At 69.8% G+C, this 26,959-nt stretch carries 21 protein-coding genes and 2 pseudogenes; 13 read left to right on the top strand and 10 right to left on the bottom strand.

Going from position 1 to position 26,959, the window contains the following annotated elements:
- Nucleotides 1–342: 342 nt before the first annotated feature.
- Complete coding sequence (locus OG329_RS01210; RefSeq protein ID WP_405791895.1) at nt 343–756, top strand: roadblock/LC7 domain-containing protein; 414 nt, start codon at nt 343–345, stop codon at nt 754–756.
- Between the two features lie 104 nt (nt 757–860).
- A complete protein-coding gene (locus OG329_RS01205; protein WP_405791893.1) occupies nt 861–1,913 on the top strand; it encodes a DUF6397 family protein in 1,053 nt (350 codons plus the stop codon).
- A gap of 52 nt (nt 1,914–1,965) precedes the next feature.
- On the opposite strand, the gene OG329_RS01200 is transcribed toward OG329_RS01205, so the two are convergent.
- Nucleotides 1,966–2,952 carry a fibronectin type III domain-containing protein gene (locus OG329_RS01200; RefSeq protein WP_405791891.1) on the bottom strand — a complete coding sequence of 329 codons (987 nt, stop codon included), beginning with the start codon at nt 2,950–2,952 and terminating at the stop codon, nt 1,966–1,968.
- A 267-nt stretch (nt 2,953–3,219) separates the two neighbouring features.
- Between OG329_RS01200 and OG329_RS01195 the strand changes: the two genes are divergently transcribed.
- The 4 genes from OG329_RS01195 to OG329_RS01180 all read left to right on the top strand — a co-directional run bounded on the left by OG329_RS01195 (nt 3,220) and on the right by OG329_RS01180 (nt 6,256).
- Nucleotides 3,220–3,711, top strand: coding sequence for a GNAT family N-acetyltransferase (locus OG329_RS01195; RefSeq protein ID WP_405791889.1), 492 nt, complete (start codon nt 3,220–3,222; stop codon nt 3,709–3,711).
- Nucleotides 3,712–3,839: 128 nt separating this feature from the next.
- The gene (locus OG329_RS01190; protein WP_405801606.1) at nt 3,840–4,691 is read left to right on the top strand and encodes a glycoside hydrolase family 19 protein; all 852 of its coding nucleotides are present in this window, start codon (nt 3,840–3,842) and stop codon (nt 4,689–4,691) included.
- Nucleotides 4,692–4,860: 169 nt separating this feature from the next.
- On the top strand, nt 4,861–5,361 hold the full coding sequence (locus OG329_RS01185) for a tyrosinase family oxidase copper chaperone (RefSeq protein WP_405791887.1): 501 nt from the start codon (nt 4,861–4,863) through the stop codon (nt 5,359–5,361).
- Between the two features lie 28 nt (nt 5,362–5,389).
- A complete protein-coding gene (locus tag OG329_RS01180; RefSeq protein WP_405791885.1) occupies nt 5,390–6,256 on the top strand; it encodes a tyrosinase family protein in 867 nt (288 codons plus the stop codon).
- Nucleotides 6,257–6,344: 88 nt separating this feature from the next.
- Here OG329_RS01180 and OG329_RS01175 read toward each other — a convergent pair whose 3' ends face one another.
- Nucleotides 6,345–6,617, bottom strand: coding sequence for a chaplin (locus OG329_RS01175; RefSeq protein ID WP_405791883.1), 273 nt, complete (start codon nt 6,615–6,617; stop codon nt 6,345–6,347).
- Between the two features lie 234 nt (nt 6,618–6,851).
- Between OG329_RS01175 and OG329_RS01170 the strand changes: the two genes are divergently transcribed.
- The 4 genes and pseudogenes from OG329_RS01170 to OG329_RS01155 all read left to right on the top strand — a co-directional run bounded on the left by OG329_RS01170 (nt 6,852) and on the right by OG329_RS01155 (nt 14,530).
- Entirely contained in the window at nt 6,852–8,354 is a 1,503-nt protein-coding gene (locus tag OG329_RS01170) for an MFS transporter (protein WP_405791881.1), read from the top strand.
- Complete coding sequence (locus tag OG329_RS01165) at nt 8,351–8,998, top strand: TetR family transcriptional regulator (protein WP_405791879.1); 648 nt, start codon at nt 8,351–8,353, stop codon at nt 8,996–8,998. Before OG329_RS01170 ends, OG329_RS01165 begins: the two co-directional genes overlap by 4 nt.
- A gap of 151 nt (nt 8,999–9,149) precedes the next feature.
- Nucleotides 9,150–10,826 (top strand): annotated as a pseudogene (locus OG329_RS01160) (SpoIIE family protein phosphatase); the annotation flags it as partial.
- A 242-nt stretch (nt 10,827–11,068) separates the two neighbouring features.
- On the top strand, nt 11,069–14,530 hold the full coding sequence (locus tag OG329_RS01155) for a phosphodiester glycosidase family protein (protein WP_405791877.1): 3,462 nt from the start codon (nt 11,069–11,071) through the stop codon (nt 14,528–14,530).
- Nucleotides 14,531–14,607: 77 nt separating this feature from the next.
- Here the strand turns inward: OG329_RS01155 and OG329_RS01150 are convergent.
- From OG329_RS01150 to OG329_RS01135, 4 genes and pseudogenes are all read right to left on the bottom strand, one after another.
- Nucleotides 14,608–14,878, bottom strand: a pseudogene (locus OG329_RS01150) (hypothetical protein).
- A 95-nt stretch (nt 14,879–14,973) separates the two neighbouring features.
- A complete protein-coding gene (locus OG329_RS01145; protein ID WP_405791875.1) occupies nt 14,974–16,359 on the bottom strand; it encodes a cytochrome P450 in 1,386 nt (461 codons plus the stop codon).
- A gap of 232 nt (nt 16,360–16,591) precedes the next feature.
- Complete coding sequence (locus OG329_RS01140) at nt 16,592–18,163, bottom strand: MDR family MFS transporter (RefSeq protein WP_405801605.1); 1,572 nt, start codon at nt 18,161–18,163, stop codon at nt 16,592–16,594.
- A 49-nt stretch (nt 18,164–18,212) separates the two neighbouring features.
- Nucleotides 18,213–18,941 carry a TetR family transcriptional regulator gene (locus tag OG329_RS01135; protein ID WP_405791873.1) on the bottom strand — a complete coding sequence of 243 codons (729 nt, stop codon included), beginning with the start codon at nt 18,939–18,941 and terminating at the stop codon, nt 18,213–18,215.
- A gap of 437 nt (nt 18,942–19,378) precedes the next feature.
- On the opposite strand from OG329_RS01135, the gene OG329_RS01130 reads away from it, so the two are divergent.
- Nucleotides 19,379–20,494, top strand: a complete 1,116-nt coding sequence (locus OG329_RS01130; protein ID WP_405791871.1) for a fatty acid desaturase family protein — start codon at nt 19,379–19,381, stop codon at nt 20,492–20,494.
- Nucleotides 20,495–20,655: 161 nt separating this feature from the next.
- On the opposite strand, the gene OG329_RS01125 is transcribed toward OG329_RS01130, so the two are convergent.
- The 4 genes from OG329_RS01125 to OG329_RS01110 form a co-directional block, all read right to left on the bottom strand.
- On the bottom strand, nt 20,656–21,444 hold the full coding sequence (locus OG329_RS01125) for a fibronectin type III domain-containing protein (protein WP_405791869.1): 789 nt from the start codon (nt 21,442–21,444) through the stop codon (nt 20,656–20,658).
- A gap of 10 nt (nt 21,445–21,454) precedes the next feature.
- Nucleotides 21,455–22,054: a hypothetical protein gene (locus OG329_RS01120; RefSeq protein ID WP_405791867.1), complete on the bottom strand. Its 600-nt coding sequence runs from the start codon at nt 22,052–22,054 to the stop codon at nt 21,455–21,457.
- A gap of 213 nt (nt 22,055–22,267) precedes the next feature.
- Nucleotides 22,268–22,909, bottom strand: coding sequence for a histidine phosphatase family protein (locus OG329_RS01115; RefSeq protein WP_405791865.1), 642 nt, complete (start codon nt 22,907–22,909; stop codon nt 22,268–22,270).
- Nucleotides 22,910–23,269: 360 nt separating this feature from the next.
- Entirely contained in the window at nt 23,270–23,977 is a 708-nt protein-coding gene (locus tag OG329_RS01110) for a FadR/GntR family transcriptional regulator (RefSeq protein WP_405791863.1), read from the bottom strand.
- Nucleotides 23,978–24,146: 169 nt separating this feature from the next.
- Between OG329_RS01110 and OG329_RS01105 the strand changes: the two genes are divergently transcribed.
- Entirely contained in the window at nt 24,147–25,424 is a 1,278-nt protein-coding gene (locus OG329_RS01105; RefSeq protein ID WP_405791861.1) for an SLC13 family permease, read from the top strand.
- A 60-nt stretch (nt 25,425–25,484) separates the two neighbouring features.
- A complete protein-coding gene (locus OG329_RS01100; protein ID WP_405791859.1) occupies nt 25,485–26,957 on the top strand; it encodes an acyl-CoA synthetase in 1,473 nt (490 codons plus the stop codon).
- Nucleotides 26,958–26,959: the final 2 nt, after the last annotated feature.

The following is a 26,959-nucleotide window of genomic DNA, read 5'->3' as shown; positions in this document are numbered from 1 at the left end:
CTGGGAAAGTGGCCGTAATCCTGTGTTCGCCTCACTTCGGCGTGGCAGGTGGCCCGATCGGGGGATCGCGTTGCGGTGGTGAATTGACGGAAAGCGGTGGTCCGACGCCGAAGTCGGCGGAAGGGGAGTGGTCTGCCGCCGACGGCGGGTCGAGGCGTTGCGAAGGCATACGACCGGGCCCGGTGGCGATCGTTCCGCTGACGGGAACGGCCCGTTCCACGCGCCCTCGCAAAGGGTCTGGACCGCTTGCCCGTGAGCAGCCGGTGCGCGAGGCTGGCGAGGGACGGGGGAGATACGGGGCACAGGGCGCGGTACCTGTCCGAACGGGGAGAGTGGTCACCAATGGCGTTGGAAGACGGACTTGACTGGCTTCTGGAGGATCTGACCGGTCGGGTCGAGCCGATACGTCACGCGCTGGTGCTGTCCAACGACGGGCTGGTGACCGGTACGAGCTCCGGTCTGGCGCGGGAGGACGCCGAGCATCTGGCGGCGGTCTCGTCCGGTCTGCACAGTCTCGCGCGGGGATCGGGCCGGCACTTCAACGCGGGCAAGGCGCGGCAGACGATGATCGAGTTCGATGACGCGCTGTTGTTCGTCACGGCGGCGGGGGACGGCAGTTGTCTGTGCGTGCTGAGCGACGCGGACGCCGACGTCGGTCAGATCGCCTACGAGATGACGCTGATGGTCAATCGGGTCGGTGAGCATCTCGGCATCGCGGTGCGGCAGTCGGGCCACACGGCGGTCACGGACGCCTGAGGGATCGGAGAGTTATCCACAGGGTCGGCGAGGAATCCGACGCTGGGCTACGGTCGTCACCGAGAGTAGTAATCGACTCACGGGGGAGACCGTAGATGTCTGTCATGGAAGTATCGGAAACACTCGCGGCCGGCCGAGCGGCCCAGGAACTGCGGCTGAGGCGGGGCGAGTTCGAGTTGGCCGCGCAGATGGGCCATGTCCGTACGGTCGGTGGGTCCGTCAGTGGCCGCCGCAGGGTCGCGCGTGGTGAGGTCGAGCGGCTGCGGAGGGCGGCGGGTTTTCCCGACGCGCTGCGCGAGCGGGTGCGGACGGTGGGTACGGCTGAGGGGGCGGAGCTGATGGACATCAGCCCCGGCCGCTTCACCCGGCTCGCGCGTGCGGGGTATCTGGTGCCGGTGCGCTTCTATCTCAATCGCTATCGGGTGGTCGTCTGGCTCTATCTCGCCGAGGAGCTACGGGCGTTCGCGAGCGGTGAACCGGGCCTGCTGACGGGCAGGTTGCCGCGGCCGAGGGTGAGCGCGGGGCCACGGACGGCGGCCGGTGGCTCCGACAGTGATACCGACACCGACACCGAGGCCGCGGAGGCCAGGGCGGGCGCGGAGGAGGACTGCCGTCCGCGTAACTGGCGCGGTCGACGTATCGGTCTGCTGCTGCACGAGAGCGACGACCGGTGGGAGCGTGCGGCGATCGTCGGTTCCGTGCTCGATCCCGTCCAACTGGCCGAGCTCGTACCGGATCCGTACGAGCGCGCGTGTCTGAACCGGCTGCGGCCGGATCTCGCGCCGGGCCGTCCTGGATCGGAGGCGGGGCGCGAGACCGTGCGGAGGCTGCTGACCGCGGATGATCCGGACGAGATCAACTGGCACCGGTCCAGCCTGACCGCGCTGCTGGCCGACGCCCGGCGGGACCGACCGGCGCCGCGCCCGAGCGGCACGGCGCCCGTGCCCACACCGGCGCCGGAATCGGAATCGGCGCGGGTGGCTGTGCCGGCGCCGGCGCGGGCGACCGAATCGGTACGGCGGGCCGGATCGGTACGGGCCGCTGAGCCGGTTCCGCACGGTGGCGGACGCGGACGTCCGTTGCTGACCCGGCTGAGGATCGGCAGGAGCCGGGGCCGGGAGGCCGCTGTGCCTTACGGCGGTGGTGCCGACCGATGAGGTCACGCCCGCCCCGACCGGCCCGATCGCCAGCCCGCTCCGACCGGCCCGGTCAGGACTTGGCTTCGCCGGTGACCACGGTGAGTTCGGGGGAGAAGCTGCCCCACTCCCCGTCCGGCAGCTTCGCGCGGATCTTCACCTTGTAGCTGACGCCGGGCTTCTTGCCCGCGAAGACGCTCTCGGTGGTCTTGCCCACAGGCGCCTTGTTGCCCCAGACCAGTGTGGTGGTCAGCTTCCCGTTGAGATGGATCTCGTACGAGGGCACCTCGCCGTCGACCTTCGGGGGCAGCCACGACAGATCAAGGTAGTAGGCACCGTCCTTGTCGCTCTTGTGCCGTTCGGCCTTGAAGCTGACCGGTGCCGTGTCGGGGTCGTCGCCGGGTCCGTCGGGGGTGCTGATCTTCACCGGGTCGCTGGCCGGTGAGGTGTTGTCGGCGGCGTCGCGGGCCTGGACGGTGAACGAGTAGGCGGTGCCGGGGCGTAGCCCCGTGACCTTGGCCGTGGTCTCACCGCCGCTCACGCTGTGGATCTTCGAGCCGCCCTGGAGGATGTCGTACGAGGTGACGCCCTGGTCCTTGTCCGGTGCGCTCCAGGTCAGTTCGGCGCCCTTTGAACCATCGTGCTTGCCGCGCAGTTTCGTGGGTTTCGCCGGAGCCTTCTTGTCCTCGGCGACCACCGCGGGCGTGGTGACCGGCTTCTTCTGGCTGTGCGGGGAGAGGTTGCCGGCTGCGTCCTTGGCCCGCACCGAGAAAGAGTAGGCGGTGGACGGCTTCAGGCCGGTGATGTCGATCATCAACTTCTCGGGGGCAACGTCCTTGACCTTGTCGTTCCCTTGGTAGACCACATAGCCGCTGACCGCGACATTGTCCTTGGCCGCTTCCCACATGACGTGTGCGGACAGCGCGCTGCCGGCCTGAACGCTGAGGCCGGTCGGGGCCGATGGCGCCTGTGAGTCCTTGTCGTCACCACCACCGCCGCATGCGACGAGAGTGAGAGCGGTAGCGGTAACGAGCGCGACCTGGGTGGGGGTCCGTCGCACGATCGTCTCCTCCGTCGAAAGCAAGGGGGAATGGTCTAGACATATATGACACAGTGTCGGGTTCACTTCAAGAGGTGGTGCCGGTCGGAATGCGAAATCAACTGCGGTCGTCGGTCTGCCTGGCGGCGGTGCGCGTCGTCGGCGGACAGCTCGACTCGCTCGGTCCGTGATTTCTCGGTGATGACAGGATGGGTCGCTGTGCAGACCAACACGCTTGTCGTCCGTCGCGCGGCGCCTGCCGACGCATCAGACATCTCCGGACTGTGGTTGAGATCGTTCGCAGCCGCCCTCCCGAGTGTCACCCGCCCCCACAGCGAGCAGCAGGTACACGCCTGGATCCGTGACATCGTCCTGCCCACCCAGGAGACCTGGGTGGCGACCGCCGAGGAGACCGTCGTCGGCATGATGGTGATCGAGGGCGGTGACATCGACCAGCTCTATCTCGACCCGGACCATCGGGGCTGCGGTATCGGCGATCGGCTGCTCGAACTGGCGAAGCGGCGCAGGCCGGCCGGACTGTCGCTGTGGACGTTCCAGATCAACGGGCCCGCACGGCGCTTCTACGAGCGTCACGGCTTCGTCCCGGTGGAGAAGACCGACGGCCGGGGCAACGAGGAGAACGAGCCCGACGTGCGCTACCGCTGGTACCCCGAGCCGGACATCGGCAACATCCCCGGTCCCGCAAGGGAGATCGACCCGGCGCCCCGGGTAGGTCCGCAGGCCAACCGGCCGAAAATTGCCACTTGGTCTAGACCTTGACAGGTGGTGAGGATTCCGGTTTGGTTCCCTCACCCCCCATGGCGGCCGTCGCTCGACGACGGCCGCGCGAAGGAGTGAGTCGCTTGCGACAACGAATCCTTGCACTGTTCACCGCACTGGTCTCGGCCATGGCCCTCGCGGTATTCCTGCCCGCATCGACCTCGGCGGCAGCCACGTCGGCCGCCGCGTGTACCACCGGATGGAACGCGTCCACCGTGTACTGGGGCGGCGACACCGCCTCGTACAACGGCCGCAACTGGACGGCGAAGTGGTGGACCCAGAACGAGAGACCCGGCACAGTCGACGTCTGGGCCGACAACGGCGCCTGCGGTGGTGGCCCGACCGACCCGCCGCCCACGGGTGGGTTTGTCGTCAGTGAGGCTCAGTTCAACCAGATGTTCCCGAGTCGTAATTCCTTCTACACCTATGGCGGTCTGACCGCAGCGCTGAGTGCCTACCCGGCGTTCGCCAAGACCGGCAGTGAGACGGTGAAGCGTCAGGAGGCGGCGGCGTTCCTGGCGAATGTGAGTCATGAGACGGGTGGTCTGGTCCATATCGTGGAGCAGAACACGGCCAACTATCCGCACTACTGCGATACTTCGCAGTCGTACGGGTGTCCGGCGGGTCAGGCGGCGTATTACGGGCGTGGTCCGATCCAGTTGAGCTGGAACTTCAACTACAAGGCGGCGGGCGACGCGCTGGGCATTGATCTGCTGAACAACCCCTGGCTCGTGCAGAACGACGCGGCCGTGGCCTGGAAGACCGGCCTGTGGTACTGGAACACCCAGAACGGCCCCGGCACCATGACCCCGCACAACGCCATGGTCAACGGCGCCGGCTTCGGCGAAACCATCCGCAGCATCAACGGCTCACTCGAATGCAACGGAGGCAATCCGGGGCAGGTCCAGAGCCGCATCGCCAAGTATCAGAGCTTCACCCAGATTCTGGGTGTGGTGCCCGGCAGCAACCTGAGCTGCTGAGTCCGGAACGTCACTACGACAATCGGACGTAGTTCAGAGAACTGTTCTGCGACCTCCTCGTTGACCGGTTCGGGGCCGAGAATCATCCGCCCCGAACCGGATCAGTGTCCGTGGCCCCGCCGCTCGCGTTTCCGTGCGGCGGGTCATGGCCGACGAGTGGAGGTTCGCCATGGCAGGCGGTACCCAGTTGGAGGCGCGGCCCGTGGAGCCGCGTCCTGCGGAGCCTGTGGCCCTCACGCCACCCCAGCCGCACCAGCCCCATGAGCCGCCCGCATCGCGGGCGCCCATCTCACCGCCCCCGCCCAGCCGTTCACGGCGTCTGTTTCTGCGCGCCGCGTTCACCCTCGGGGTGATCGGCGGTACGGCGGCGGCCCTGCTGCCCGTCTTCCGCGCGGACCCCCGCGAGGCCGGCTCCGCGCCCGCCGAAGCCGGGGGCCCGCAGGCCGCAGAACGGTTCGACGAGATGTACGGCGGCCGGCACATCCAGGGGACGGACGCCGGCGTCCGTATCGACGGCCGGCCGCTGCATGTCATGCGGCGCGCCGACGGCAGCTACCTCAGCGTGGTCAACCACTACGAGTCGTTCCCGACCGCTCTCGCCACCGCCCGCGCAGCGGTCGACGACCTCGGTGGCGCCCAGCTCTCGCTCGCCGGACCGGCATCTCACTGACCGCAGACCGCAGGGAGGACCCTCCACGGTGCACATCAGAAAGAACCAGCGCAATCTCACCAGCGCGGAGAAGAAGCGCTTCGTCGCCACGGTCCTGGAGCTCAAACGCCAGGGCGGCTACGACGAGTTCGTCCGCCAGCATGTCCAGTACTACCGGTCCGACGGCGACGACGGGCTGCGGGCCGCGCACATGGCACCGTCGTTCCTGCCGTGGCACCGCAAATACCTGCTGGAGTTCGAGCGGGCGCTCCAGCGCATCGATCCCAAGGTGACGGTGCCGTACTGGGACTGGACGACCGACAACACACCAGCCGCGTCCCTGTGGTCCGAGGACTTCCTCGGCGGCGACGGCCGTTCCTCGGACGGGCAGGTCACGACCGGGGCGTTCGCCTACGCCACGGGCAACTGGACCATCAACGACGGGGTGTTGGAGCGGAAGTTCCTCGTCCGGGCCTTCGGCCGCCCCACCTCTCCGATCGCACTGCCCACCAAGGCCGAACTGGCCTGGGCGATGGACGATTCCGTCTACGACTCCGCGCCCTGGGACTCGACGGCCCCGCGCGGTTTCCGCAATCGCCTCGAAGGCTGGACTGCGGGCAGCGACAAGACGCGATGGCGTAACCACAACCGGGTCCACCGGTGGGTGGGCGGCCAGATGCTGGGCGCGACCGCGCCCCACGACCCGGTCTTCTGGCTCCATCACGCCTTCGTCGACCTTCTCTGGGACCGCTGGCAGCGCAAGCATCCGAAGGCGACCTATCAGCCGCGGCGGAAGCTGGGCGGCGACGATCCGCAGCGCGGCCGGGCCATCAGTCTGGACGAGCCGATGCCGCCGTGGCGGACGAAGCCCTCGGAGATGCTCAGCCACCGGAGTCTGTACCGGTACGACGCCTGAGCCGCACAACGGCCTCCCGCATCGCATGCGGGAGGCCGTTGGCTCATGCCTCAATCACAGTCGCACGTCAGGAACGTGCGCCGGGGGCTCAGCGGCCGTAGCCACCCTGGTGGTGCTTGGCGTCGACGTTGGCGCACGTGTTGCCGAACGCCGGGTTGAGCAGGCCGATCACGTCGATGGTGTTGCCGCAGAGGTTCACCGGGACGTGCACGGGCACCTGGATCACATTGCCGGAAATGACACCGGGCGAACCGACGGCCGCGGCCTCGGCGCCGGCGTTGGCGGCGGCCATGCCGGCACCGCCGGCCAGCACGGCGCCCGTGCCGGCGAGAACAACAGCGGCCTTCGCAATACGCGACATCAAGTTTCTCCTTGAACGTTTCGAGCACAGCCGCACGATGCGCGGCCTTCACGCACGTTCAACGCGCAAACTCACCCTCGGTAACGAAATTGATCCAATCGGTGAGGAAGTGCCATGTGACAAAGGGGTGCACGAGTGTTTACCCTCGGGGTGAACGCTTGTGCACCCCCTCTGCCGCCACCGCGGAACAGCCACGGAACGGCCGCCGAACAGCCGCAGACCAACGGAGCCCGGATGTCCGCAGCAGCCATACCGGAGCCTGAGCCGGGATCGGTACCAGGACTCGAGCCCGTCGAAGGCGGGCGCCGCCGCTTCCTCGTCGCGGTGCTCGCCTTCTGCGGCGTCGTGGTCGCCGTGATGCAGACGCTGGTCGTGCCCCTGCTGCCGCACGTCCCCGCCCTGACGGGCAGCACACCCGCGGCGGCGAGCTGGCTCGTCACGATCACGCTTCTGACGGGCGCGGTCTTCACCCCCGTACTCGGCCGCGTCGGCGACATGTACGGCAAACGCCGAGTGCTCATCGCCTCGCTGGGTGTCCTCGTCGCCGGTTCGGTCATGTGCGCCGTCAGCTCCCACATCGGCGTGCTGATCGCCGGCCGGGCACTCCAGGGCGCCGCGCTCGCCGTCGTACCGCTGGGCATCAGCATCATGCGCGACGAGCTGCCGCCCGCCCGGCTGCTGTCTTCCGTCGCCCTCATGAGCTCGACCCTCGGGATCGGCGCGGCCGTGGGACTGCCGGTCGCCGCCCTCGTCGTGCAGAACTTCGACTGGCACACCATGTTCTGGGCCTCCGCCGCGCTGGGGCTGGTCGACATCGTGCTCGTGCTGTGCTGCGTCCCGGAGTCGCCCCTGCGCTCGCGCGGCCGGTTCGACGTCATCGGCACCCTCGGTCTGTCCGCCACCCTCGTCAGCCTGCTCCTCGCCGTCACCCAGGGCGCGGACTGGGGCTGGACCTCCGTGCCTACCGTCGGACTGCTCGTGACCGCGCTCGTCGTCGGTCTGCTGTGGGGCGCGTACGAGCTGCGCACCACGTCCCCCATGGTCGACCTGCGGGTGTCCGCGCGCCCCGCCGTGCTGCTCACGAACATCGCCGCCCTCCTCATCGGCTTCGCCTTCTACGCGAACTCCCTGGTCACCGCGCAGATGGTGCAGGAGCCCACGAGCACGGGGTACGGGATCGGGGCCTCCATCGTCGTCGGCGGACTGTGTCTGCTGCCCGGTGGTCTCGCGATGGTGGCGCTGTCGCCGGTGTCGGCCAGGATCTCCGCGAAGTACGGCCCCAAGACGGCTCTGGCCCTCGCCGCCGCCGTGATGGCGGTCGGCTATGTGGTGCGCTTCTTCACCAGCCACAGCCTGTGGCCGATCGTCGGCGGCGCGACCGTCGTCGCGGCCGGTACCGCCATCGCCTACTCCGCCCTGCCCGCGCTCGTCATGCGTGCGGTGCCGGCGGGCGAGACGGGTGCGGCCAACGGCCTCAACACCCTGATGCGGTCCGTGGGACAGGCGTTGTGCAGCGCGGTGGTCGCCGCCGTACTGGCCAACATCACCTTCCAGGCGGCCGGCCGTACCGCGCCCACCCTCCACGCCTATCTGCTGGTCTTCCTCATCGCCGCCGGCGCCGCGCTGCTCGCCCTGGCGGTCACCCTGTGCCTGCCGGGCCGCGCGGTGGCGGCCGAGCCGGGTACCGTCGGCAAGGAGCAGACAGCAAGCCGTACGTTCGCCGAGGAGGGCGCGTGACGACCGGACATGCGGCCCAGGGGGCGACCGACCCCGACAAGGACGAGCGCGCGAGCACGGACGCGAGCAGGGAGCCCGGCACCGGCACCGGCACCGACCCCGGTACCGGCCGCCTCGCGATTCTGCGCGCCGCGCGCCGCGCGTTCACCCAGCGCCCCTACGCCGAGGTGACCATGCGCGGCATCGCCGCCGACGCCGGCGTCAGCGCCTCGCTCATCGTCAAACGCTTCGGCACCAAGGAAAGCCTCTTCAACACCGTCGCCGACTTCGGCCCGGCCGCCGACCGACTGTTCGCCGCGCCGCCCGCCGTCCTCGGCAGGCATCTGGTGCTGACCATGGTCCGGCTACGGCGCGAGAACCACTCCGACCCCCTGCTGCGCGTCGTCTTCTCCCTCGGCAACATGGACGAGCGGACCCTGCTGCGCGAGCGCTTCCGCGAGCAGGTCACCGCCCGACTGGCCGGGCTCATCGGCGGGGAGCGGCGTCAACTGCGGGCCGAGCTGATCACCGGCCAGCTCCTCGGGCTGGGCGCCACCCTCAGCCTCCACCGCCCCGGCGCCGGCGAGGACGCCACCCCCGAGCTGCTGGCGGACCTCTACGCGCCCGGACTCCAGCGGCTGATCACCGGGGATCCCGGTCATTGAGCGCCCGCGCGGCACCGGCGTCTGCCGTCCGCTTGCGGTCCGTGCCGGTGCGGCGCACACAATTGACACCAGAAGACACACGCCACAAGGCACAGCACAGAAGGCACAGAACGAACCGACCCGACGTGCCCGCGACCGGGAAGAGGGGCCCGTGAGTGTCGAACCGCCGCCCGGCCTTCCCTTCCCCGAACAGTCCGAGCCTCACTGGCCCGCCGGCCCCGACCTCACGCTCGCGTACAACCGCATGGGCAGCTTCGACATCGATCTCGCCGGCGAGCACATGCATCTGGATGCCGCCGCGCTGCACGTGTTCGATCTGCGCCCCGAGGAATACGACGGCCACATGGCGGTCGCCAACCGGGTGCCGCCCGAGGAGCTGGAGCGCCTGCACACACTGATCGAGCGGGCGCTGGAGAACGGCAGCGACGTCTACGGCGCGTACTTCCGGATCCGCTGCCGCGACGGATCGCGCCGCTGGCTCCACACCCAGGGCCGTCTCGTGCGCGACACGGAAGGCACCGCGTACCGGGTCATCGGCATCGTGCGCGACGCCGCCCAGGAGCTGGACGACGCGGCGATGCGCACCGAGCTTGCCGAGACCCGCCGCCGGCTCACCGGCATGGTCCGCAGGATCACCGCCCTGCTGGCCCGCGCGACCACCGTGCAGGACGTCACCGACGCGCTCAGGGACGCCGAGGCGCTCAGCAACCTCGGCGCGGTGAGCGTGATGCTCGGCATTGTCGAGAACGGACGCGTCCACACCGTCACCGAGGGGCGGCTGGGGCTGTACGTACCGGAACTCCAGTACACGCGGGTCGACGCGCGCTTCCCGATGAGCGAGGTCGTCCGCACGCTACGGCCCCGCTACATCACCTCGCGTGAGGAGTTCCGGCGCTCCTTCCCGCCGCTCTGGCACCACATCCAGCATCTGCCGGTGGCCTCGGGCGCCTATCTCCCGCTGATCGTGCAGGGCCGAACGATCGGCGCGCTCGGAATGCTGTACTCGAGGCACGGCGGTTTCACCGGCGAGGAACGCGACCTGCTTCTCACGCTCAGCAGCAGCATCGCCCAGAGCCTCCAGCGCGCGATGCTCTTCGAGCAGGAGCACGATCTCGCCGAGAGCCTGCAACGCGCCATGCTGCCGCACCGTATCCCCGAGGTCCCCGGCGCCCGGATCGCCGTGCGCTACCGCGCGGCCAAGGCCGGACGTGACATCGGCGGCGACTGGTACGACGTGATCCCGCTGCCCGGCGGCCGGGTCGGTGTGATGATCGGCGACGTCCAGGGCCACGACACGGACGCCGCCGCCGTGATGGGGCAACTGCGGATCGTGCTGTGGGCGTACGTCTCCGAGGGGCACTCGCCCGCGACGGCGATGGCCCGTGCCTCCGCCCTCCTCCACGAGCTGGACACCGACCGATTCGCCACCTGCACCTATGTGGAAGTCGACCTGTCGACAGGGGAGCTCCAGATCGTCCGGGCCGGACATCTCGAACCGATGGTGCGCCTCGGCGACGGCAGATGCGTCGTCCTCGACACCGAGGGCGGGCTGCCGCTCGGGATCGTGAACGCCTCCCACCGGCGCGGCGGCGCGGACTACCCGGTCACCCGGACGACCCTCGCCCCCGACGAGACGCTTCTCATCTACACCGACGGACTGGTCGAGCGGCCGGGCGCCACGCTTGACGAGGGGCTTCAGCGGCTGGCGCAGGCGGTGCGGGACGGTCCCGTCGACATCGAGGAACTGGCGGACAGCCTCGGCGAGATGGTGGGGGAGTACGGCGGTGGCGACGACATGGCCCTGCTGCTGATGCGCAGGGAGCCCGCCCCGCACGACACGTGACGGCCCGTTGCCCGATCTGAGCGTCACCCGCAGGCTTCTGACGCATCATCAGATGACTCGGCGGGGTGTGCGGCCACCTCGGTGGGCCACCCCGTGTCACCTCCACGGTGCCCCCTGTTCTCCCGGACGTGTCCGTGAACCTCTGGCGAACCGGGGCACACACGGCGATGCTGGGCGGCTGACAGCGCTTTCTACCCGCGCCAACCACCCGTACTACAGGAGAACTTGTGGGCCCAGGCATTGCCCGCCGGTCCGTCGTGCTGCTCGCGGCGGTCACCGCGCTGACGACGGGAGCCATCACCCCGTCCGTCGCCGATTCCACCCCCGACCCCCGACCGGGCAGCGCCGCCGAGGTGCTGCGCCCCGTCGCGCCACCACCGGCCAGCACGTCGGCCGGGACCCCCAGATCCGTCGTGGACGGCGACGGCATCGAGACCGCGCGCAGCTCCCGCCCCGTCGCGCCGGGCGTCAGCCTCACCTCGTACGACCGCCTCGAATCCGACAAATGGCTGCGCGTCGACGCGCTGTCCGTCGACCTCGACGGCGGCGCACGGGCCGACTACCTCTCGTCGGGCAAGGTCGCCGACCGCCGCAGCGTCTCCGAACTCGCCGCCGGCCACGACCCCGGCGAGGGCCGCCGCACCGTCGCCGCCATCAACGCCGACTTCTTCGACATCAACGAGACCGGCGCCCCGCAGGGAGCCGGCCTCAAGGACGGCGCACTCACCCAGTCGCCCGCCGCCGGAGCCAACCGGGCCGTCGGCATCGGCCCGGAGAACGCCGGGCGCGTCCTGGAGCTGTACTTCGACGGCACCCTGACCCTGCCCGCCGGACCGCACCCCCTCGCCGCGTACAACGCCGCGAACGTGCCGGCCGGCGGCATCGGCGCGTACACCCCCGCCTGGGGCCAGGCCAACCGCGCGCTCACCGTGGACAAGGCGACGCCCGTCGCCGAGGTGGCCGTACGGGACGGCAAGGTCGTCACCGTCACCGACAAGCCCGGCACGGGTCCGATCGAATCCGGCACCACCGTCCTGGTCGGGCGGGAGGCCGGCGCCGTACAGCTCAAGGCGCTGCGTCCCGGCGACCCGGTGGCCATGGAGTACAGCCCGCGCACCAACGGCGGACCCCTGCCGCGCACCGCGGTGGGCGGACGTGAACTCCTCGTGGTCGACGGCGTGGCGCAGAACCACGAGGGCCAGGGCAACAACACCGCCGCGCCCCGCACCGCCGTCGGATTCACCAAGGACGGCAGCGAGATGCGGGTGATCACCGTCGACGGCCGGCAGGCCGACAGCGGCGGTGTCACCCTCACCGAGCTGGGCGTGATGATGAAGCAGGCCGGTGCGTACAGCGCGCTGAACCTCGACGGCGGAGGCTCGTCCACCCTCGTCGCCCGCGAACCCGGCAGCGACGCCCTCCAGGTCGAGAACGCCCCGTCCGACGGCAGCGAGCGCACCGTGCCCAACGGCCTCGCCCTCACCGCGCCCGACGGCAGCGGACGCCTCGACGGCTTCTGGGTCGAGACGCGTACGCCCGCATCGGCCGCGCCCGGCGACGACCCCGTCAAGGGCGGGCACCCCGAACGCGTCTTCCCCGGACTGACGCGCGCCCTCACCGCGGCCGGTTACGACGAGACGTACGGCCCCGCGCAGGGCGACCCGCGCTGGCGCACCGAACGCTCGTCGGTCGGCCGGGTGAACGACGACGGGCTGTTCACCGCCCGCCGCAGCGGCACCACCGAGGTCCACGCGGAACGCGGACGGGCGAACGGATCCATCGAGTTGACGGTCCTCGACGACCTCGCGCGGATCCAGCCGACCACCACCCGCGTCGGACTCGCCGACGGCGAGGCGAAGGGCACCTTCGGCATCGTCGGCCTCGACGCGCACGGCACCTCCGCGCCCGTGGAGCCGCGCGATGTGGAACTGGACTACGACCGCGCCCTCTTCGCGATCGCCGACGACGGCAAGGGCGCCTTCACCGTCACCTCCAGGACCGGCAGTGGCGCGGGACGGATCAACGCCACCGTCGACGGTGTCACCACCGCCCTCGCGGTGAGCGTCGGACTCCAGGAGCAGCCGGTCTCGGCCTTCGACGACGCCGCGAGCTGGAAGTTCAGCCACGCCCGCGCCGCCGGCTCTCTCGCGGCGACACCCGAGGGGCAGACCGGCACCGGTCTGAAACTCAACTACGACTTCGGACTCTCGACGGCGACCCGCGCCGCGTACGCGAGCCCGCCCCAGCAGATCACCGTGCCCGGCCAGCCGCAGTCCTTCACGATGTGGATCAAGGGGGACGGCAAGGGCGCCTGGCCGACGCTGCATCTCAAGGACGCCGCCGGATCGGACCAGTTGCTCCGGGGGCCGTACGTCACCTGGACCAACTGGCGGCAGGTGACGTTCGCGGTGCCGCAGGGGGCCGCGATGCCGCTGTCCGTGTTCCGCTTCTATCTCGCGGAGACCGCGGCGGACAAGCAGTACACCGGCGAGATCGTGATCGACGGGCTGACTGCGCAGGTGCCGCCCACCGTCGACCTGCCCGAACAACGGCCCGCCGCCGATCCGTTGATCGACCCGGCCGCCGAGACCGAAGGCCGGGACTGGCAGTTCGCCGTGATGTCCGACGCGCAGTTCGTCGCCCGCGAGCCGGACAGCGCGATCGTGCGGCAGGCGCGGCGCACGCTGCGCGAGATCAAGGCCGCGAAGCCCGACTTCCTCGTCGTCAACGGAGACCTGGTGGACGAAGGCTCACCCGCGGACCTCGCGTTCGCGCGAACGGTCCTGACCGAGGAGCTGGGGGATGAGGTGCCCTGGTACTACGTGCCGGGCAACCACGAGGTGATGGGCGGGAAGATCGACAACTTCGTCGGTGAATTCGGCCCCGCGCAGCGGGTGTTCGACCACGGCGGGACGCGCTTCGTCACGCTCGACACCTCCAGCCTCTCCCTGCGCGGCGGCGGCTACGACCAGATCAAGACCCTGCGCGCCCAGTTGGACGCGGCGGCCGACGACGCCGGTGTCAGCTCGGTGATGGTCATCGAGCATGTCCCGCCGCGCGACCCGACCGTGCAGAAGGGCAGCCAGCTCGGGGACCGCAAGGAAGCGGCGCTGCTGGAGGACTGGCTCGCCGACTTCCGTCGTACGAGCGGCAAGGGCGCCGGCTTCATCGGCAGCCATGTCGGGGTCTTCGACGCCTCGCGCGTCGACGGCGTGCCGTATCTGATCAACGGCAACTCAGGGAAGAATCCGGCGGCCCCGGCCGACGAGGGCGGGTTCACCGGCTGGTCGCTCGTCGGCGTCGACAAGGTGTCCAAGGGCGAGCAGTCCGAGGCCCGGCGCGAGCCGTGGGAAGGCGGGCCCGACTGGGTCTCCGTACAGACGCGGGCGCACACCGACGCGCTGAAGCTCGACGCGCCCGGGACGCTGGCGCCCGGACACGAGGCGGCGGTCGCCGCGACTGTCACCCAGGGGACCAGACAGGTCCCGGTCGGCTTCCCGATGAGCGCGGACTGGACGGGATCGCCGAACGTGCACATCGGTGACCCGGACGGTGCGAACCGTCGCGACGTGGCGGCGTTCGACCCGGCCACCGGGACGCTCACCGCGCTGCGGCGCGGGACGGCCACGCTGGCGGTGACGGTGAACGGCGTCATCGAACGCGCGGAGATCCGTATCGCGACCGCCTAAGCCCTGTCCGGCGGTACGAGACAGAGAAGGGCCCGCACCCGGTGACGGGTGCGGGCCCCTTCGCGCTCTCGGGCCGGTCAGCTCCGCAACGCGCGGCTGCGCCCGCGGAACCCGGCCGGCACGTCGTCCCCGCGCATGACCGTGACGTCGTAGCCGCCGCCGCGCCCGAGCCTGGTCCGTTCCCGCGCGGTCGCGGTCAGGACGTCGCCCTCGTGATCCGGACGTACGAAGGCGCTGTCGGCGAGGGGGAAGAGATGGCCGCCTGGGCGGTGCCGTGCCCGTTCACCATGTCGACCCGCACGGTCTCCTCAGGGTGGCCCAGCCAGGACCCGTGTCCACGAGAGCGATGCCGAGACTCCGGGAGGCCGGGTCGGTGGCGAAGGTACTCCCGACCCGGTTCGCGGCCGACCCTCGTTGCCGTGCCGGATCCGGTCCTGGACCGGTCAGGCGCTTCGTAGCGTCGCCCGTACCGGCCGGCCCGGCTGCCCCGGCTGGAGCGTCAGTCCCGTCGTCGGTGTGATCTCACCCGGGCCCAGGTCCAGTTGGAACCGCTGCGCGAGCGTGGCCAGGACCAGCACCGCCTCCACCGTCGCGAAGCGCGCGCCCAGACACGCCCTGGCGCCGCCCCCGAACGGGAACCACGCGTGGTCGGGCACCGGTCGCGCCTCCTCGTCCCACCGCTCGGGGCGGAACTCGTCGGGTTCGGGGAACCACCGCTCGTCGCGATGCGCGCTCCACTGGCTCGCCCACAGCACCGTCCCCTCGGGGACCGGCCGTCCGCCCAGCGTCGAGCCGTCCTTCGCGATCACCGACATCAGCCACACGGGCGGGTAGAGGCGCAGCGTCTCCGTGATGATCTGCTCGGTCCAGCGAAGCTGCTTGAAGTCGTCGAAGCCCGGTGTACGCCCGTCCAGCACCTCGGCCAGCTCCTCGGCGAGCCGTTCCCGCGCCCGCGGATTGCGCGAGAGCAGATACCAGGCCCAGGTGAGCGTGGTCCCGGTCGTCTCGTGGCCACCGATGTAGAGCGTGACGGCCTCGTCCCGGATCTCTTTGTCCGTCAGCCGGCCGCCCTGCTCGTCGCGGGCGGCGAGCAGCCTGCTGAGGAGGTCGTCGCGGTCCGCGCCGTCGCGGTGCCGCTCCTCGGTCACCCGGTTCACCTCGCTGTCGATGACCGCGACGGCCTTCTTGAGCCGTTGCCGTCCCGGCGTGGGGATCCATGACGGCAGGAACAGCGTGAGGCCCCGGAACTCGTCCCCGATGGCCTGCTGCGCGACATCCATGGCCGGGCCGATGGTGCCTTCGCGGCCCGCCGTGTCCGTACCGAAGAGGGTCCGTACGGCGATGCGCTGGGTGAGGCCCAGCATCTCCCGCCGGACGTCGATGTCCCGGCCGGGCTGCCAGGTGTCGGCGAGCGCGGACGCGCAGTCGGTCATGGTGACGGCGTAGCCGCGGACCTGGCGCGGGCGCACCACCGGCTGCACGAGGGCCCGTTTACGTCGCCACGCGGCGCCCTCCGAGGTGACGACGCCCTCGCCGAGCACCAGCTTGAAAGCCCAGCCGAGTTGGGGGTGCCGGTAGTCGGTCTCGACCTTGGTGAGCAGTTCCCCGATGTGCTCCGGCTGGGACAGGAACAGCGCGCGCTGCGGGCCGAGCCGCCAGGAGACGACGTCGCCGTGACCGCGCAGCTTGGCGAAGAAACCGAGCGGGTCGCGGGAGAAGGCCGGCAGGTTGCCGATCAGGGGCAGTTGCCGGGGGCCGGGTACCGGCGTGGCGGGGAGGCCCGGTGCGGGCGTGTCATGGCCGGTGGGGGAGGACGTACCCGTGGTCATCTGAAGTCCTAGGCGCTGGGGGCGGCGGCGTACCGATGTTCCGTACGGTCATCAGCAAAGCCGCCGCGCGCGGCGGGCGCCAGACGACATTCGGCCCGTGATCGCACGAGCGCGGGCCGAATAGCGCGGAGGGCGGTCGCCTCCCGCACCACCGTCCGGTGACGCGGGAAACGACCGCCCTCTCGCCGCGCTCCTGCCGCCTTCCTGCCGCCCTCGTACCGTTCTGTTCTGCTCAGTTCACCGGCGTCGGCGAGGACTTCCTGTCGTACGGCTCGTCGCCGTCCGCCACCGTCTGCTTGGCCTCCTCGGCGAGCCGTTCCATGCCGCTGGTCGTCTTCAGCGGCTTCTCCTTGATGAACAGCACGACCACCAGCGCGAGCGCGGCGAACGGCGTGGCCACCAGGAACAGTTCAGCCGTCGCCAGACCGTACGCGTGCTCCACGATCTCCCGCATCGGCGCGGGGAGTTTCGTCATGTCCGGCACGGATTCGCTCGATCCGCCGGAGGCCGCTTCCGTGCCCAGGCTCTTGGCCATCTCCGAGGCCACCCGGTTGGCCAGGATCGCGCCCAGGACGCTGGTGCCGATCGTGCCGCCCATGCTGCGGAAGAACGACAGTACGGAGGTGGCGGCGCCCAACTCGGAGGCGGGGACGTCGTTCTGGGCCGCGAGGACCAGATTCTGCATCAGCAGACCGACGCCGATCCCGAGAATCGCCATGTAGAGGCTGAGCAGTCCGAAGCCGGTGTTGGCGTCGATGGTCGCCAGCATGGCCAGACCGGCGGTCATGGTGATGCCACCCGCGACCAGGTAGATCTTCCACTTGCCGGTGGCGCTGATGATCTGGCCCGCGACGGTGGACGACACGAGCAGCCCCAGGATCATCGGCAGGCCCATCAGCCCCGCCATGGTGGGCGACTTGCCGAGCGCGATCTGGAAGTACTGCGAGAGGAAGACGGTGCCGCCGAACATCGCGACACCGACGAGCAGGCTCGCGATCGTGGTGAGCGTGACGGTGCGGTTGCGGAAGATGGTGAGCGGGATGACCGGTTCCGGTACCCGCGCCTCCACATAGACCGCGGCGACGAGCAGCAGGACACCGCCGCCGGTCAGCGCGGCCGTCTGCCAGGACGCCCAGTCGAACTGGTTGCCCGCCAGGGAGGTCCAGATGAGGATCGCGGAGACTCCGGCGACGATCAGGAACGCGCCCAGGTAGTCGATCTTCACGTCCCTGCGGATGGTGGGCAGGTGCAGCGTGCGCTGGAGCAGCGCGATCGCGATCAGCGCGAAGGGCACACCGATGAAGAAGCACCAGCGCCAGCCGAGCCACGAGGTGTCGACCATGACGCCACCGACCAGCGGTCCCGCGACGGTGCCGACGGCGAACACCGCGCCGAACATGCCGGCGTACTTGCCCAGCCGTCGCGGCGGGATCACGGCCGCCATCACGACCTGCGCGAGCGCGGTCAGACCGCCGGCGCCGATGCCCTGCATCACCCGGCTGAAGATGAGGAGTTCGATGCCCTGCGAGAACCCGGCCAGCAGGGACCCGACGACGAACATGCCGAGCGAGAGCTGGAGCAGCAGCTTCTTGTTGTAGAGGTCGGAGAGCTTGCCCCACAGGGGCACCGTCGCGGTCATCGCGAGCAGTTCGGAGGTGACGACCCAGGTGTACGCGGACTGGCTGCCGCCCAGGTCGGCGATGATGCGCGGCAGCGCGTTCGCCACCACGGTGCCCGCCAGGATGGCGACGAACATCCCCGCCATAAGTCCGGACATCGCCTGGAGTATCTGCCGGTTGGTCATGGAGGTGGGCGCCTGGTCGGGCGCCTCGATTGCGGTCAAGGTGGCCTTCTTATGATTCCGTGGAACGGCGGTCGGACGGACCGTCGTCGGTCTGTGCGGGCGGCTGACGCAGCCCGGCGGACAGGTGTGTGAAGACGTCCCGGAAGATGTCGGGGAACGCGATCGGCGGGGACTGGGCGTACCAGTGCTCGACGGAGACGCGTACGGCCGTGCCGGCGACGGCGGCCAGCAGCCGTGGATACAGCGCGATGTCGGCACCGGGACAGGCGTCGGCCGCGGCGGCACCTTCGGTGCCGGCGTCGCTCTGCTGCCCACCACCGCCCGGGTCGAGACGGCGTGCGATGGTCCGCGCCAGTTCCTGTTCCTCGGCCATGTGCAGGCCGAGACCGCGGGCGAGCAGATGCGGGGACTTCTGGAGCACCTTGGCGCGCAGGCTCCATACCTCGTGCCGTTCCTCGACATCGGCCAGTTCGACGGCCATGGCCTCGCGGACCGCGTCGAGGGGGGACAGCTCGGCGGGGGCGTCCCGGACGGCGCGCCGGATCCGTTCGCCGATCTCCGTGTCCATCATGACGAACGCGTCGTCGTGGCTGTCGAAGTAGTTGAAGAACGTCCGCGGTGAGACTCCGGCGGCGTTGCTGATGGCCTCGACCGTGACGTTCTCCGCGCCGTGCTCGGCGGCGAGCCGTACGGCCGCCTCGGCCAGCGCCGCGCGCGTGGCCTGTTTCTTGCGCTCCCGGAGACCTGCTCCGGCACCCTTGGTCGTCACGCTTTGCATGGTATGCAAATGTGCAGTCTCTGCAAAATTAATAACGCCCGGCCATGCCTGACGATTGTGGAAAATCGTATTCGCGCTGTTCAGAAACCGTTTGCGGACGATTGTCGGAGCAGTGTAAGCATCACAATTCGCGCGCAGGCTACACTGACATCAGGAGGCCCCAACCCCTGACTTCCCGCTGCCCCATGAGTGTGGGCAGCAGCACTGGTCCTCGGTGAGGATGTCAGCGGCATTCGCAGCGGCCATACCCAGTTGTCGCGTCGCCGGAGTGGACCACGTCCAACCGCATGCAGTGACCGAGCTGTGTGATGCAGTCGCCCACCCGTCCACGACCGGCAGCGCCGTCCCCCTCGGCTCGTGTTCCCACCAGCCACCCCTGCCTGCCGCGCCGTCATACACCGGCACACGGTCGTGACCCATTCGAAAGGCGTGGCCGTATGTCAGTCAACACCGCCAGTACCGTGGAGAATTCCGCGGTACTGGAGCCGGGTGCCGACCTCGCGGGTGAAGCCGCGGAACAGGCGTGCAAGGAGACAGGCAGCGATTTCGCCCGCCTCTCCAAGAAGATCACCGCGGCCGGTCTGATGCGGCGTCGGCCCTGGTACTACGCCCTGCGTATGAGCATCGTCACCGGCCTCTTCGCCGCCGGCTGGGTCGCGTTCGTGCTCGTCGGCGACAGTTGGTGGACCCTCGCCGTCGCCGCCTTCCTCGCCGTCGTCTTCGGCCAAGTCGCCCTCGTGGCGCACGATGTGGGCCACCGTCAGGTGTTCCGGCTGCGCAAGGCCAGTGTGCGCGCCGGAAAGATCGCCGGGAATCTCGGCATCGGCATGGGTTACGGCTGGTGGCAGGACAAGCACTCCAGGCACCACGCCAATCCGAACCACGAGGAGCTGGACCCGGACGTCGTCCCGGACATCCTCGTCTGGACGCAGGGGCAGGCCAGGGCCGCCAAGGGACTTCCCCGCTTCATCGGCCGCTCGCAGGCGTTCCTGTTCTTCCCGCTGCTCACGCTCGAGGGCTTCAATCTGCATGTCGCCGGTGTGCGCGCGCTGGCCAACCGCTCGCTGAAGCAGCGGACTTCGGAGGGCATCCTGCTCTTCACGCACTTCGCGATCTACCTCGGCGCGCTGTTCGTGGTGCTGCCGCCCGGCAAGGCCATCGCTTTCCTGGCCGTTCACCAGTGCCTCTTCGGTCTCTACCTGGGCTCGATCTTCGCGCCCAACCACAAGGGAATGCCGACCCTGAGCGGTGACGACCGGCCGGACTTCCTGCGGCGTCAGGTGCTCACCTCCCGCAACGTGCGCGGCGGTTGGTTCACCGACATCGCGCTGGGCGGGCTCAACTACCAGATCGAGCACCACCTGTTCCCGAACATGCCGTCGCCGCAACTGCGCGAGGCGCAGCCGATCGTCCGGCAGCACTGCGAGGAGCTGGGCGTCAGCTATCTGGAGACCGGCCTGATCGCCTCGTACAGCCAGGCCCTGCGGAGCCTGCACGACGCGGGCGCCCCGATCAGGGCGTCGGTGGCCGCCAAGGCGGACGTCACCGTCTAGGCCCTGTCCGGCGGATCTTCGGGGGTCCGGGACGCCTGGCACGGCACCTCCCTGCGTTGTCGGAGTCATCCAAGTACGTCCAGTACGAGAATGATCCTCCGCCTTGCGATGCACCGCACCAGCCGCCCCGGCCTGATCCCCGAAGATCCGCCGGACAGGACCTAGGCCCTCGGGTCCGAACCTGTCCTGAGATGAACGACGTTGGACTGCTCGCCGTAGACGAAGGCGCGTACGCGGTACGATGCCCGCTTCTCCTCGGGCAGGGTGATCAGTCCGAACGAGTTGATGTCCGGATTCAGCAGCGCGACAGGCCGGTAGCCCTTGCTGCCGGCCTGTCGCACTTCCAGCAGATAGCCGTCCTCGCCGGCGGCGTGGTCCGTCCAGGTGAACTGGATGCCGCTCGCGTGCTTGACGGTCGGCCTCAAGCCCGTCGGGGCGGCTGCCGTGTTCGCGCCGGTGCCTCCCGTACCCCTGACCGTCAGCGGCGCCGTCCGCACCTTCGGCCCCTTGACGGTACGAGGAGTCATCCACTCCTGGTTGTCGGTCAGTTCCTTCTCCGAGGGCTCACCCGGCGGCAGCGACACCTCGACCGCCGTGGACGCCGGGCCGAAGTAGGGGCGCAGCCGGTAGTAGAAGGGTGTCTCGGGCATCAGATCCGGATGCCGGTACGTCGTACGGCCCGGCGGCATGAATTCCAGCACGGTGTACGGGCCCGCCTTCTCCGTCGCGAACTCCACCGCCCGCCCCGCCACTCCTGGCTCGTCGTCCTTCCAGCGCAGCGTGATGTCGATGGGCGAGTCGAGCGTCGCCGCGAGCCGCGCCGACGAGGTCCCCGGCTTCTTGCTCCCTTCCGGTCTCGCGTCCGGTCTCCCTTCCGGTGCGGAGGAACAGCCCGCCAGGGTGAGGACGGTGAGGATCGCGGCGACGGTGGCGCGGAGTCGAAGAGGCACCGTGTCCGCCCTACTTGCGCCAGAACTTGACGCCGCTCCACACCACGGTGGCCGGCCCGCTGCCGCTGTCCGTGCGATAGGCGCCGAACTTGTCGTAGAAGCTGCCGCCGGGGCTCGCGTAACTGTGCTTCAGCGAGCCGTTGATGTACGTACGGTGCTCGCTGCCGACCTGGTGGACGGTGTTCACCCGCACGGTGGCGCCGACCGTGCCCGCGTTGGACAGCGTCGTGCCGCCGTGGACCGCGTACAGGCGTCCACCGCGCTCGCCGGCCAGCATGAAGAACGGTCCGGAGGCCGATTCGTTGAACGTCTGCTTGAGGCTGATGCGGGTGCCGCCCATGGCGGCGATCCGGAAGTAGCCCTCGAACTGCCGGGTGCCTCCCGTGTACGTGGCGTAGCGCCGCTCGGCGCGCTGGTCGCCACTGGCGGTGGAACAGGTGAGCGTGAAGGTCAGGTTGTCGACCTGGCCGCAGCCCCTCTCCTGGACGGTGAAGGTGGGCGACGTCGAGGTCCACCCGCCGGGTTCGACTTCCGCGTACGCGTTCGGCGCCGTCAGCAGCATCGCTGTGGCGGCCGAGAGAACAGTGACGGTGCGCTTGATTGTGGGCACGTCTCACTTCTCCGATTCGGTGGGGGCGTCGCGCTGGAGTCGCATCAGAGTAGAAGTGTCCACGTCAAGCAACAAGAGATTCAGCGGAACTTGGCGAGGTTCATATTCATGAAGGGGCACTCGCCGTAAAGGGTGTATATCGCAACGCCCCGCCGGTCATATGCGACCGGCGGGGCTACGTATATGAACAACCGTGGTGGGTGCGGCCCGCCGTCAGGCGCTGTGCGGCAGGTCCTGGACGGTACGCAGCAAGCTGTCGGGGAGCGCCAGATTCCACGCGGTGATGACCGGGTTGCCGTGCTCGGTGCCGAGTCTGGACACCGTCCCGGTCTCCAGTTGGAACAGCGCGCCCTCGGCCGCCGTGAGCCCCAGATAGCGGGCGGTGAGTACCCGCAGGAAGTGGGAGTGGGCGACGAGGGCGATGTCCTCGTCCCCTGTGCGCTCGCCCGCGGCGCGGGCCTCGGCGAGCACCCGGTCGGCCCGGTCGCTGACGTCCGACGGGCTCTCGCCCGGGTGGTCGCCGGGGCCCGGTGTGGTGCCGTCCGTCCACAGGTTCCAGTCCGGGGCCGTGCGGCGGATCTCCTCGGTCGTCACGCCCTCGTATCCGCCGTAGTTCCATTCGTGCAGGTCGGGATTGATGCGGGTGGACCGCAGCCCGGCGAGTTCGGCGGTGCGCCGGGCCCGTGCCAGGGGGCTGACCAGAGTCAGGCTGATGCGGCGGTCGGCGAGCAGGGGGACCAGCGCGCGGGCCTGGTTCTCGCCGTGGGGGGTCAGCGGCAGATCCGTGGTGCTGGTGTGCTGCCCGGACAGCGACCACTCGGTCTCGCCGTGTCTGATGAGGATCAACTCGCCCATGGGTGCTGTCCGTTCGTTCGTGCTGGGGCTGACTGGGGCTTGAGGGGGGTTACTTGGGGACTGTGCTGCTCGGGCCGTGTGCGGCGAAGCCGCTCTCCGGCCGGTCCGGCTCCACGATCCCATCACGGGGGGCTCCGTGCGCCCGAGGGCGCGCCCGGCGCGGGACGCCGCCCGCCCGTGGTGCGGCTCACAGGCCCCCACCAGGTGGGGGGGAACACCCTGTCATGGTTGAGCGTTCATCTATATGTGGTCGCGGAGGGGAAAGTGACGACTCCGCGACCACGTCGAACGGCCCCGGCTGGTCCATCCCCCGAACCAGCCGGGGCTCTTTTCCGTTCCCGGGTCCGCCGGCCGTACGGCTCAGACGTCGTCCCCCGGACTCCAGTCCAGCAGCCGCACCTTCGCCACCGTCCGTACATGCCGGCGCATCGCCGTCGCCGCCGCCTTGCCGCGCTGTGCCTCGATCGCCTCGAGGATCGCCCGGTGCTGGGTGAGCGAGCGCTGAGGGCGGCCCAACTGACGCAGTGACTCGTTGCGGCTTTCGGTGATCTGCTCGGCGATGGACCGCATGAATTCGGCCAGCAGACCGCTGTGTGCGGCGGCCGTCACGGCGGCGTGGAACAGCCGGTCGCCCTCCGCGCCATGACCGCCCGCCTCGATCTCGCCCGCCATATGACCGAGCGCGTCGCGCATCGCGGTCAGATCGGCCGTCGTGCGGCGCTCGGCGGCCAGTTCGGCGAGTTTGGTCTCCAGCGCCTCGCGCGCCTCCAGTACGTCGGGCAGCCGGCGTTTGCGTTCCACGAGCCGTTCGACCGGTTCGGCGTCGAGGCTGTCGCGGACGAGATACGTGCCGCCGCCGTGCCGGACCTCGACCAGTCCCTGCACCTCGAGAACGACGATCGCCTGTTTCACGGACGCCCGGCTGACGCCGAGTCGTTGGGCGAGTTCACGCTCGGGCGGCAGTCGGTCGCCGGCCCGCAGATCGCCTTCCGCCACATGGTCGCGGAGCCTGTCGAGGACCTGTTCGTACAGTCGTGGCCGGGCCATCGGTCGCAGTGCGTCGGACATACGAACCCCCTGACTGGTCGTTGGCAGCCTAACATCGGGCGGCCGAGTGGCTGAGCCAATTCCTGTCGAATCCCTTGACGCCCCGGTGGGCCGGTGTTCAAAGTGGTCCAGCCACTTGGCCAATACCGCTTGGCCAGTAATCAACGGCCCCAGGGACGGGAGCCCCCCGATGTCCGCCGAACTGATCTCGATCCTTGTACTTGTGGTCGTCTTCGTGATCGCCACGACCCGCTCGATCAACATGGGCGCGCTCGCCTTCGCCGCCGCCTTCGGGGTCGGCGAACTCGTCGCCGACCTGGACGCGGACGGTATCTTCGCCGGATTTCCCGGTGACCTGTTCGTGGTGCTCGTCGGCGTCACGTATCTCTTCGCCATCGCACGCGCCAACGGCACCACGGACTGGCTGGTGCACGCCGCTATCCGGCTCGTACGCGGCCGGATAGCGCTGATCCCCTGGGTGATGTTCGCGATCACCGGAGCACTGACCGCGATAGGCGCCGTCAGCCCGGCGGCCGTCGCGATCGTCGCGCCGATCGCACTGAGTTTCGCCGCGCGGTACGGGATCAGCCCGCTGCTGATGGGCGCGCTGGTCGTGCACGGCGCCCAGGCCGGCGGCTTCTCACCGATCAGCATCTACGGCTCGATCGTCAACGGGGTGGTGGAGCGCGAGAATCTGCCGGGCAACGAACTCGTACTGTTCCTCGCCTCGCTCGTCGTCAACCTGATCATCGCGGCTGTCGTGTTCGTCCTGTTCGGCGGATTGAAACTGAAGGGCCGTGACCTGGGCACCGAGGGCGACAGCAAGGGCAAGGGCAGCGCCGGCGGTGAACTGGCCGCCGACGCCGCACGCCTGACCCCCGCCCGTATCGCCACCCTGACCGCCCTCGCGGCGCTCGTCGTCGCCGTCCTCGCGTTCGACCTCGACGCCGGACTCTGCGCCATCACCCTCGCCGTCATCCTGAGCGCCTTCTGGCCGGACGCCAGCCGCAAGGCCGTCGGCGAGGTCGCCTGGCCGACCGTGCTGCTCATCTGCGGCGTCCTCACCTACGTCGGTGTCCTGGAGGAGATGGGCACCATCGACTACGCGGGCAACGCCGTCGGAGACATCGGCATCCCGCTGCTCGCCGCGGTCCTGCTCTGCTACATCGCCGCCATCATCTCCGCCTTCGCGTCCTCGGTCGGCATCATGGGCGCGCTCATCCCGCTCGCCGTGCCGTTCCTCGCCCAGGGCGAGATCGGGGCGGTCGGCATGATCGCCGCGCTCGCCGTCTCGGCGACCGTCGTGGACGTCAGCCCCTTCTCCACCAACGGCGCCCTGGTGCTGGCCGCCGCACCCGACGTCGACCGGGAGCGTTTCTTCCGGCAGTTGATGGTGTACGGAGGCATCGTGGTGGCCGTGGTACCCGCAGCCGTATGGCTCGTGCTGGTGGTGCCAGGCTTCGGATGATCCGGTCATTCGCCGACCCGGACGACCGGTCGGACTCGTCGACAGCAAGGAGAATGACGCGTGTCCCCTCTCTTCCCGGCCCTCGCGGCGGGTTCCACCCGGCCCGCTCTCCACTTCGGTGACCAGGCACTGAGCCACGCCGAACTGGCCACGGTGGCGGGCGCCCTGGCCGCCCGGATCGCCGGCGCGCCACGGGTCGCCGTCTGGGCCACTCCCACCCTCGGTACGGCGGTGGGCGTGGTGGCCGCGCTGCTGGCGGGGGTGCCCGTGGTGCCGGTGAACCCCAAGACCGGTGAACGGGAGCTGACGCACATCGTGACGGACAGTGCGCCGGCCCTCGTCCTCGCCGAGAGGTCGGTCGAACTGCCGCCGATTCTCGCCGAGTTGGTACGCGTGGACACTGATGTCACCGACGTCACCGATGTCACCGGTGGCTCGGACGCGGCGGATCCCGTCGTGTCGCCGCCCGCCGAGCCGTCGCCGGAGGACCCCGCGCTGATCGTCTACACCTCGGGCACCACCGGCCCCCCCAAGGGCGTCGTCCTGCCCCGCCGCGCCGTCGCCGCCAATCTGGATGCCCTGGAGGACGCCTGGCAGTGGACCGAGGCCGATGTCCTCGTCCACGCGCTGCCGCTGTTCCACGTCCACGGACTGATCCTCGGCATCCTCGGCCCGCTGCGGCGCGGCGGCTCGGTGCGCCATCTCGGCAGATTCAGTACGGACGGTGTGGCGCGCGAGCTGTCCTCGGGAGCCACGATGCTCTTCGGCGTACCGACGATGTACCACCGCATCGCCGAAGCGCTCGCCGACGATCCCGCGCTCGCGAAGGCACTCACCGGCGCGCGCCTGCTGGTGTCGGGATCGGCCGCGCTGCCCGTCCACGACCACGAGCGCATCGCGGCGGCCACCGGACGTCGCGTCATCGAGCGCTACGGCATGACCGAGACCCTGATGAACACCAGCGTGCGCGCGGACGGCGAACCGCGCGCCGGCACCGTGGGCGTACCGCTGGACGGGGTGGAGCTGCGGCTGGTGGACGAGACGGGCGCCGCGATCACCGCGTACGACGGCGACACCGTAGGCGAGATCCAGGTACGCGGCTCGAACCTCTTCACCGAGTATCTGAACCGCCCCGACGCGACCGAGGCCGCCTTCGACAACGGCTGGTTCCGCACGGGCGACATGGCGATCCGTGACCCCGACGGTTACGTCCGTATCGTCGGCCGCAAGGCCACCGATCTGATCAAGAGCGGCGGCTACAAGATCGGCGCCGGTGAGATCGAGAACGTGCTGCTGGAGCATCCGGGAGTACGCGAGGCGGCCGTCACCGGGGAGCCCGACGAGGACCTGGGGGAGCGGATCGTCGCCTGGATCGTGCCCGCACAGGCCGATGCCCCGCCGTCCGCCGAGGAGTTGGCGGCGCACGTCGGGGCGCAGCTCGCCTCGCACAAGAGGCCGCGCACCGTGCGCTATCTGGCCGAGCTGCCCCGTAACGACATGGGCAAGATCATGAAGCGGGCCCTCCGTGGCTGAGC

The sequence above is a fragment of the Streptomyces sp. NBC_01506 genome (assembly GCF_045040295.1).
GTDB lineage: Bacteria > Actinomycetota > Actinomycetes > Streptomycetales > Streptomycetaceae > Streptomyces.
Note: the sequence above shows the minus strand (reverse complement) of the source record. Positions and strands in the feature narration are given on the sequence as shown.